Source organism: Wolbachia endosymbiont of Glossina morsitans morsitans (assembly GCF_000689175.1).
GTDB lineage: Bacteria > Pseudomonadota > Alphaproteobacteria > Rickettsiales > Anaplasmataceae > Wolbachia > Wolbachia pipientis.
The window spans coordinates 1-2,908 of the sequence record NZ_AWUH01000145.1 but is presented as its reverse complement, the minus strand read 5'-3'; the positions used below and the strand labels follow the sequence as shown (position 1 = coordinate 2,908).

Genomic DNA, 2,908 nt, shown 5'->3' with positions numbered 1-2,908 from the left:
TTTAAGGGAGATTTATGCACAAATCGGCTAAGCATTTTATAAACAAAGAATCGGTACTGAGAGTTGGCACGCGAAAGTAATATCCATCCTTGATAATTGCTTTATATTCTATATCAAGTTCAACTAGAGTTTCTGAATGCTCAGAAACAAAAGATATAGGTGATAGAACTACAGGTACACCATCAGCTTTTGCGCGTAATAGCTCACTTTCAGTGCTTGGCTCTAGCCATTTTACAGGACCAATCTTACTCTGATAGCATATTGACCAATCTAAGTTATTGATAGCTAACTTTTCTACTATTAACTTTACGCTTCTTTCTACCTGTGAAGCGTAAGGGTCGCCCTTTTTAATGATACTAAGAGGTAAGCTATGGGCTGAAAATAGGACTCTTGGTTTACCGATTTTGCTAGCCAATTTATAGTACTTAGCTATCAGATTAGCGTGAGCTTCAATAAAATCTTGGTTATCATAATAACGGTGAATCATTTTTGTATTGCATTTTAGGCCATACCGTTTAGCATTTTTTTGCCAATTCTCGATGGATGACAGAGTTGTGGTAGTTGAATATTGAGGGTATAGTGGCAGCAGAATCACTTCATCAGGATCAAACTGTTTTACACTTTCAATAACTTCGTCAGCAAATGGACGCCAATAGCGCATGCAGATGAATACCTTGTGTACATGGTTTCTATTTTCGTTTAATTTTAGTTCTAAAGCATTAGCTTGCATTTTTGTATTCTCTAGAATTGGCGATTTACCTCCAATTTCCTCGTATATTTTTCGTGCAGTATTTTCTCGTTTCGCAGATATAAACTTTGCTAAAAGAAACCGAAAGGGATTCGGTAGATTGATTATTCTCCTGTCACAAAAAAGGTTGAATAAAAAAGGACGGACCGCATTTAGTGAATCAGGCCCGCCAAGATTAAATAAGATAACTGCCTTTTTCACCTACGCACTACTACAACAAGTTACTTTCGGGGTACCTATAAAATTAGCTACGCACTCATCAAATTTAGTTATAGGCACTAAATTTCTCACATTTGCATACAATAAGTGGCCAAATCTCTGCATGTTACTCTGTGTGGATTCAAAACTTCTATCAAAAAACAGATCAACACAAAAACTTGGCACGGTTTCAAGAAGTTCAACAGCAGCTAAAGATAGCATTATACAACTTTGCAGGACCTTCAAAAGAACCTTTAGAGGGAAAAGTAAAACTTTAACGAAAAGAGAGGTGCTACTCGTTTCATTCAGTGGTTGCCCTGAATTGGGCGAATTATACTCGATGTGTTTTCTATTTTGATCAAAAATAGGAAATTTTATAGTATCTTTCTTAAATTCCGCGTCTATTTCTTTTCTACTATGGTTAGTGATTTTTTCCATTAACTTCTCACGCAGATGAAAAGTTCTGACAATAAAACATGTGGCAATCATTAAGGCAGCACATAAAAGTGCGCATTGCATGAGGCTCATACTGCCTAGCATAGCTGGCAGTGCAAAACAAACAAGCGGTGCTATGATTGTCATTTCAAGAAATTGAATAGTGTTTCTTTTCATTGCAAAGGCAGCACCTTCTTTTAATTTTGTATTATGATGTGAACTATATTCCAAATAACTTAAAAATGCCAGACTAAAAGTCAAAAACCCTTTTGTTCCACACAAAAGCGATGACTTAAAGTTACTTACTAATTTTTTAGTAGTAGATTCAGCTTGTTTAGTAGTGTTATTTTTACAACATTTACCCATACAATACCTCCTTGATGATTTGTCCTTAATTATAGATAAAAAATCACTTCTATGAAATTAAAATTTGTAATAAAATAAATCTATAAATGTACTATTCTATATAAGGAAATGATATGGCAATTGAGAAGACACTTTCAATCTTAAAACCTGATGCAGTAAAAAATAATATTACAGGCAATATAAATTCCTACATCGAACAATCTGGGCTGAAAAATACAGCACAAAAAATGATGTTACTAACAAAAAAACAAGCAGAGCTGTTTTATGAAATTCATAAAGATAGGCCTTTTTTGGGGGAATTAATAGAGTTTATGACCTCTGGTTCTGTGGTAGTTCAAGTTTTAGTTGGTGAAAATGCAGTAAGTAAATACAGACAAATCATGGGAGCTACCGATCCAAAGCAGGCAGATAAAGGCACAATCAGGGGTGATTTTGCTGATGATATTAGTGAAAATAGAGTTCACGGCTCAGATAGTCTAGAAAATGCTCGTAAGGAGATAGCTTTCTTTTTTGCTGAATGTGAGTTGGTGTAGTCAACTCAGATTGGCGTCATCCAAGTAGCTGACAACATAGAAACGAAAAAACTTCCTTGACAAACCTCGCCAGCCCCCTTATCATGGAACTGAAGCTATTGTATTTGCTTTCGCCAATCTGCAGATTAAAAGGTGAGGATTACTTAATGTATCGGCGTCTTGTGTTCAATTTTTTGCAGTATATTGATACTGTATGTCTTTACAAAAGTTCATCTACATCTAGGTTTTTATCTAAGTAAGCTGAACGCGCTTATAAAGCGTTACAAGACATCAAAAAAATGCCAATACTCGACAGAGATAGTAAAAGACTAGCTAAATCGGGGATTCTTCGTCTTTTTTTCTGCTTAGTAAATTTCTTAAACATTTGCAGCGTAAGTTAGTTGCAATTAAAAGTGGCTGAATCTCGCTTGTCAAGCGTTTAAAACATAAAAAACGCCAATATTTTAAAGCGGATAATAACCCCAGGGCTTCTTTTGCCTTTTTTTTCATTTGGTAAATTTCTTGATATTTATAGCTAAAGTAATTTAAAAGTCCGTGAAGGGTGTCACGCCAGTGCTTGACACTGGCATCCAGTTTTCCATATAATCTCATCAAAAATGTTTATTTTCTAGCTACTTTTATACTTATC

4 protein-coding genes are annotated in these 2,908 nt (G+C 35.0%); 1 reads left to right on the top strand and 3 read right to left on the bottom strand.

Annotated elements, in window-relative coordinates; all coding sequences use genetic code 11:
* Position 1 precedes the first annotated feature (1 nt).
* Both hemH and WGMM_RS03675 read right to left on the bottom strand, forming a co-directional pair.
* Positions 2-949, bottom strand: a complete 948-nt coding sequence (hemH, locus tag WGMM_RS03680) for a ferrochelatase (protein WP_038250251.1) — start codon at positions 947-949, stop codon at positions 2-4.
* The gene (locus WGMM_RS03675; protein ID WP_038250248.1) at positions 950-1,747 is read right to left on the bottom strand and encodes a hypothetical protein; all 798 of its coding nucleotides are present in this window, start codon (positions 1,745-1,747) and stop codon (positions 950-952) included.
* Between the two features lie 113 nt (positions 1,748-1,860).
* On the opposite strand from WGMM_RS03675, the gene ndk reads away from it, so the two are divergent.
* Positions 1,861-2,280, top strand: a complete 420-nt coding sequence (gene ndk / locus WGMM_RS03670; protein WP_038250246.1) for a nucleoside-diphosphate kinase — start codon at positions 1,861-1,863, stop codon at positions 2,278-2,280.
* 312 nt (positions 2,281-2,592) lie between these two features.
* On the opposite strand, the gene WGMM_RS03665 is transcribed toward ndk, so the two are convergent.
* Complete coding sequence (locus tag WGMM_RS03665; RefSeq protein ID WP_038250245.1) at positions 2,593-2,871, bottom strand: hypothetical protein; 279 nt, start codon at positions 2,869-2,871, stop codon at positions 2,593-2,595.
* Positions 2,872-2,908: the final 37 nt, after the last annotated feature.